Origin of the sequence: Synechococcus sp. R55.7, assembly GCF_047461955.1 — a bacterium.
Taxonomy (GTDB): Bacteria; Cyanobacteriota; Cyanobacteriia; order Thermostichales; family Thermostichaceae; genus Thermostichus.
The window spans coordinates 1621-7506 of record NZ_JANSIC010000127.1; the positions used below are offsets into that span (position 1 = coordinate 1621).

Sequence of the window (5886 nt, forward strand, 5' to 3'; positions counted from 1 at the left end):
CCTGAATCGCATGGGCAGAGCCTCTTCCCTTTTGGAGCAGCTAGATCTGCTGGGTCTCCGGCTTGGGCAGGGTAGGATCCCGGCGGGGTTCGCCGTTGGCGCTACTCGGACGGAGCCCTTGCGGGGATCCTTTTACACCGGAACCCAACCCATCTTCGGCGGCCAGGTCGGCAGAGCGGGCGATCTCGTAAAGGCTTTTCACCACACTGCTGAGGGGAATGGCGACGATCACGCCCAGGATGCCCCCCAGTTGCGCCCCCACCAACAGGGCAATCAAGATCCACACTGGATTTAGCCCGATCAGCTCTCCCATCAGGCGGGGGGCGATGACCCGATCCTTCACCTGCTGCACGATCAGGGAAACCAGCACCACTTTAAGGCTGAGCCAAATGTCCTGAAAGGCCAGCAACACCGCCGCCGCCCCAATGCCAATCACCCCCCCCACCAGGGGGATGACCTCCAGCAGGCCGATCAGCAGGCCAAACAGGAGCCCGAAAGGTACCCGCAAAAACCCAAAAACCGGCACCAGCATCAGGGCCATGATGAACCCCAACACCAACTGGCTGATGAGGAAGTTCTGAAAGCTGAGGGCTAGGGCTTCGCCAATGCGCGGCCCCCAAGGTTTGGGGAAGAGGCTGAGCAACCCCTGCCAGAACTGGCCCCCGTAGAGCAGCATGTAGAGGGCCAACACCAGCACCAGCACCAAGTCGATCACCTGGTTGAACGTACCCAGAAGGAGATCCAGGGATTGGCCGGCAATTTTCTCGGCGCTGGCCTGCAGGCGGTTGAGAAGGGTATTGACCAGCTCCGTCTGGCCAAGGTTGATGTTGCGCTCGGCGGCCCAAAGGCTAATCTGGTCGAGCCAATTTTGTAAGGTGTCCACCCACTCTGGGATCCGCGCCCCCAGCTGCACCACTTGCTTGGCCAAGACCGGCACCACGGCGATCCCCACCAAGACCAGCAGCACCACCGAGAGAGCAAAGACCAGGGTGACCGCCAAACCTCGACTGACCCGATAGCGCCGCAGCACCTGCACCGGGTAGTTGAGCAAAAAGGCCAGCACCGCCGCTGTCAGGATGGTGGTGAGCAAATGCCCAAACAGCCGACCCACCTGTATGGCCAGCCAGCCGCTGATGACGATCAAGATCCAGGTGAGCAGCAACCGCTGCAAGGGTGAGAAGCGATTCATGCCGGAGCCATCCCCAAGGGATCCCAAAGCGCTTAAAAACCCAGGATGCTATACCCACTATCCACGTAGATCACCTGGCCGGTAATGCCGCTGGCCAGGTCGCTGGCCAGAAAAGCCGCCACATTGCCCACCTCTATTTGAGTGACATTGCGCCGTAGGGGAGCTTTCTCCTCCACAGCATGCAGCATGGCATGAAAATCGGAAATGGCCGATGAGGCCAAGGTGCGGATTGGGCCGGCAGAAATGGCGTTCACCCGGATCCCGGCAGGGCCCAGCTCGGCAGCCAGGTAGCGGACACAGGTTTCCAGGCCCGCTTTGGTGACGGCAGCCATGTTGTAGTTGGGCACCACTCGCACTCCTCCCAAGTAGGTCAAGGTGAGGACACTGCTGCCGGATCTCAGTAGGGGCTTGGCAGCCCGGCAGAGGGCAATCAGGGAGTAGGTGCTCACATCCATGGCCAGGGCAAACCCCTCCCGCGAGATATCGCTGAAGTTGCCGCTCAGCTCCTCTTTTTTGACATAGGCCAGGCAGTGAACCAGAATATCGACCTGACCCCATTTTTCGGTTACCCCCTGAAACAGATCGCTGATCTGCTGATCGCTTTGCACGTCGCAGGGGAGGAGAAAATCTGGCTGCAAGGGATCCGTGAGTTGCTGAACTTTGGTTTTGAAGCGATCCCGCTCGTCCGGCAGATAGGTAACCCCTAGGCTGGCCCCCGCTTTGTGCAGTTGCTGAGCAATGCCCCAGGCAATGGAGCGCTCGTTGGCAATGCCGGTTACCAAGGCTTTCTTTCCCGTCAGCTGTAGCATGGCAAAAAAAGTAGGGGTGTATTCCTTTCTATCCTCCCACAGGTGGGAGCTGGGGCTGGGAGAAGGGATCCCAGGCACTCCTGAACTCCCGTTAAAAAGGCCCGGCTTCCACAATGAAAGTCCTTTTGGTTGAAAAGGAATATTGTCTGCTGGATCTCCGCAGCCCTGTTACCCGTGCCGAAATCATCGAGCACCCGTGGTCGTTGGAAGATACCTCCCTCAACCGGGCTGATAGGTGGAAGCCACGTGCAGTTCCTTGAGCTGCTTCGCCTCAACGCTGGAAGGAGCGCCGGTGAGCAAACATCGCGCCTGCTGGGTTTTGGGAAAGGCGATGACATCCCGGATGGAATCTTCCCCGGCCAGCAACATCACCAGCCGATCCAGGCCGTAGGCAATGCCGCCGTGGGGCGGGGTGCCATACTCAAAGGCTTCCAACAAAAAGCCAAACTTGTCCCGCGCCTGTTCGGGGGTGAGGCCAATCGCTTGAAAAACCTGCTCCTGAATTTCCCGCTGGTAAATCCGCAGGGATCCCCCTCCTACTTCCACGCCGTTCCACACCAGGTCATAAGCCTGGGCCCGCGCCGTTTTCAGGTCGGCCAAGTCGTCGGGGTGGGGGGCGGTAAAGGGGTGGTGCAGGGCTTCCAGGCGATTTTCTTCGGCGTTGAACTCAAACATGGGAAAGTCGGTGATCCAGAGGAGATTCAAGGCGTTCTCTGGGATCAAACCCAGCTCCTGGCCCAGGTGCAGCCGCAGCCGGCCCAAAGACTCGTTCACCACTGCCGCCGGCCCTGCCCCAAACAGCAACAGATCCCCTGGCTTGGCCTGGGTGAGATCCAGCAACCGCTTCTCCTGCTCGGGGCTCAAGCTCTCTTTCAGGGCGCCGATGGTATCGAGGCTGTCGGGCCGCACCCGGATAAAGGCCAAGCCGCCCGCCCCATACTGGGTGACCAGCTTGAACAGATCCCCGCCTGGTTTGATGCGGGTGTTGGAGATCTTTTCATCGCCGCCGGGCACTGGCAGGATTTTGATCAAACCGCCCTCAGCCAGCACTTTGGCGAAGACTTTGAATCGGGATCCCTGAAACACCTCCGAAACATCCACCAACTCCATCCCAAAGCGGGTGTCAGGCTTGTCGGAGCCGTAGCGGGCCATGGCCTCGGCATAGGTCAGGCGCGGGAAGGGACGGGGCAGGTGGATCCCTTTGACAGTTTTGAAGATATGGCAGATCAGTCGCTCGTTGAGCTCCAGGATCCCTTCTTGATCCATGAAGCTCATCTCCATGTCCAACTGGGTGAACTCCGGCTGCCGATCCGCCCGCAGATCCTCATCCCGAAAGCAGCGGGCGATCTGGTAGTAGCGATCCACGCCAGCCACCATCAGCAGCTGCTTAAAGAGCTGGGGCGACTGCGGCAGGGCAAACCACTCGCCGGGGTTGACGCGGCTGGGCACCAGGTAGTCTCTGGCCCCTTCTGGGGTGGAGCGGGTGAGAATGGGAGTCTCCACCTCGACAAAGCCCTCCTCGTCTTCTAGGAAACGGCGGATGGCCTGGATGACCCGGTGGCGCAGTTGCAGGTTACGGGACATGCGCTCCCGCCGCAAATCCAGGTAGCGATAGCGCAGGCGGATCTCTTCTCGCACTTCCTCTGCTTCTTCTCCCGAGACGCTGAAGGGGAGCTGCTTGCCGACTGGACTGAGCACTTCCAACTGTTCGGCGTAGATCTCGACCTCGCCGGTGGCCAGGCGAGGGTTGAAGGAGTCGGGGGGCCGTTGCTGGACAGTTCCCGTTACCCGCACCACATATTCGTTGCGCACTTCCCCCGCCAGTGGATATGACTGCGGAGTTTTCTGCGGATCCGCCACCAGTTGCACAATGCCAGAGCGATCCCGCAAATCCAGAAAGATCACCCCCCCGTGGTCGCGGCGGCGGTCGATCCAGCCGTAGAGGGTGACGGTCTGGCCAATGTGGGCCGGGCGGACTTCGCCACAGTAGAGGGTGCGGGCCGGGCGATGGATGGCAGCAGGCATGGAAGAGGTGAGAGAACAAGGGTCTGAGCCCCTATCATACAAAACTCAGACCTCCTGCCTCGACTCAGCTTCTCAAGAGCATTCAGGGGATCCGCCCAGGGCTACCACAATCGTGCAGGTGTTGTGGCGCATCATGGCAACGTAAGTTTCGGCGCCGCTGCCTGCTTCCCCCAAAGAATCGGAGTACAGCTCCTGTTCCGCTACCTTGACTCCCGCTTCAGCGGCCACCGTTTGGATCAGGGCCGGGTTGAGGGTGGTCTCGGCAAAGACAGCCGGCACCTGTAGAGCGCGGATCTCGGCCACCAACTGGGCCACAGTCTGGGCGCTGGGCTGTTCTTCGGTGCTGATCCCCAGAAGGGATCCCCCCATTTTCAGGCCGTAGGCTTGGGTGTAGTAGGCAAAAGCATCGTGGGTGGTCACCAAAACCCGGTTGGGAGGGGGGATGGTCTGAATTTGCTCCCCAATCCAGGCATGAAGCTCCTCCAGCTCTGCTCGATAGGCAGCAGCATTGGTTTGGAAGAAGGTCGCCTCGCCAGGCACCTGTTCCGCCAGCTCTTGGGCGATGCGCTCCACCATGCGGATGACGTTTTCCACATTGCCCCACACGTGGGGGTCGGGAGTGGGGATCCCATCCTCCTCATTGGTGACGATGGGATCGAGGATCTCGGCCAAGGCAACCCGCCGCGCCTGTTGGGCTGTGGCCTCGATGAGGCGCATCAACCCCGGCTCCAGGTTGTAGCCGTTGTAAAACACCAAGTCTGCCCGCTCTAGGGCCATCCCATCCGCCGGTGCCGGCTCGTAGATGTGGGGATCCATTCCCGGCTGCAGCAGGCTGGTGAGCTGGATGCGATCTTGGCCCACCTGCTCTACCCAATCGGCGATCAACGTAGTGGTAGCCACAACGCGGGGACGCGCCCATCCCGAACCGGCCAAGGCCAGAAAACTGCCGTTCCCGTCAGCGAGACAGAGTCCTATTGCCAAGCCGAAGGCTGCTACCCAACGGCGCCGCCCCCAAAGGAAGACAAGACTTTTGATCATCGTTTCATGGTTTAGATGTCCCTTTAGGGTACACTGGACTTACCGAAAATGAAAACAAAATGAAAAAGCAACTTCCTCCTCTCCCTCTTGGTCCGGCCAGGGGATCCCTGGTGGTGCGGGATCTGACGGTGCGTTACGGCAGCCTGCAGGTGCTGCAAGGGATCCAAGCTGAAATCGCGCCGGGCCGCCTCACGGGCATCCTTGGGCCCAACGGAGCCGGCAAAAGTACGTTTCTCAGAGCGCTGCTGGGGTTGGTGCCGCTGGAACGGGGGGAAGTGCGCTACGGTGGGCAAGCGCTGTGGGGAGAGCAAGTGGCCTATGTACCCCAGCGCTCGGCCATCGACTGGTCGTTTCCCGCCACGGTGTGGGATGTGGTGCTAATGGGTCAGGTGAAACCCACCGGCTGGTTCCGTCGCATCGGCAAGGAGGGACGGCGGCGGGCTGCCCAAGCTCTGGAGCGGGTGGGGATGGGGGCCTACCGGGATCGCCCCATTGGAAAGCTGTCGGGGGGACAACAGCAGCGGGTGTTCCTGGCGCGGGCCTTGGCGCAAGAAGCGGAGATCTACGCCCTTGACGAACCCTTTGCCGGGATCGACCAGCCCAGCGAAGCTATTTTGTTCCAGGTGTTGCGGGAGCTGGCAGATGCCGGCCACATCGTGATGGTGGTGCACCACGATTTGGGGCAGGCCCGGGCCTACTTCGACGAAGTGCTCCTCCTCAACCGTGTCTTAATTGCCCAGGGATCCCCGCGGGAGGTGTTGCAGCCAGCGGTGTTGCAGCGGGCCTATGGCCGAGCCCTGCTGCTGGACTCAGCTGCCTAGGGAG

Annotated in this window: 5 protein-coding genes; 1 reads left to right on the top strand and 4 read right to left on the bottom strand. The window is 60.7% G+C overall.

Annotation, left to right across the window (positions count from 1 at the left end):
* Positions 1-40 precede the first annotated feature (40 nt).
* The 4 genes from NW820_RS08050 to NW820_RS08065 all read right to left on the bottom strand — a co-directional run bounded on the left by NW820_RS08050 (position 41) and on the right by NW820_RS08065 (position 5061).
* A complete protein-coding gene (locus NW820_RS08050) occupies positions 41-1189 on the bottom strand; it encodes an AI-2E family transporter (RefSeq protein ID WP_414341734.1) in 1149 nt (382 codons plus the stop codon).
* Between the two features lie 32 nt (positions 1190-1221).
* Positions 1222-1998, bottom strand: coding sequence for an enoyl-ACP reductase FabI (fabI, locus tag NW820_RS08055; RefSeq protein WP_011432788.1), 777 nt, complete (start codon positions 1996-1998; stop codon positions 1222-1224).
* Positions 1999-2217: 219 nt separating this feature from the next.
* The gene (gene aspS / locus NW820_RS08060) at positions 2218-4023 is read right to left on the bottom strand and encodes an aspartate--tRNA ligase (RefSeq protein WP_011432789.1); all 1806 of its coding nucleotides are present in this window, start codon (positions 4021-4023) and stop codon (positions 2218-2220) included.
* Positions 4024-4095: 72 nt separating this feature from the next.
* Positions 4096-5061, bottom strand: a complete 966-nt coding sequence (locus tag NW820_RS08065; protein WP_414407189.1) for a metal ABC transporter solute-binding protein, Zn/Mn family — start codon at positions 5059-5061, stop codon at positions 4096-4098.
* Between the two features lie 59 nt (positions 5062-5120).
* Between NW820_RS08065 and NW820_RS08070 the strand changes: the two genes are divergently transcribed.
* Entirely contained in the window at positions 5121-5882 is a 762-nt protein-coding gene (locus NW820_RS08070; RefSeq protein WP_414407190.1) for a metal ABC transporter ATP-binding protein, read from the top strand.
* The last annotated feature ends 4 nt before the right edge of the window (positions 5883-5886 follow it).

Coding starts and splice junctions, on each gene's coding strand:
- NW820_RS08050 (WP_414341734.1), bottom strand. CDS start 1,189: ATGAATCGCTTCTCACCCTTGCAGCGGTTGCTGCTCACCTGGATCTTG.
- fabI (WP_011432788.1), bottom strand. CDS start 1,998: ATGCTACAGCTGACGGGAAAGAAAGCCTTGGTAACCGGCATTGCCAAC.
- aspS (WP_011432789.1), bottom strand. CDS start 4,023: ATGCCTGCTGCCATCCATCGCCCGGCCCGCACCCTCTACTGTGGCGAA.
- NW820_RS08065 (WP_414407189.1), bottom strand. CDS start 5,061: ATGATCAAAAGTCTTGTCTTCCTTTGGGGGCGGCGCCGTTGGGTAGCA.
- NW820_RS08070 (WP_414407190.1), top strand. CDS start 5,121: ATGAAAAAGCAACTTCCTCCTCTCCCTCTTGGTCCGGCCAGGGGATCC.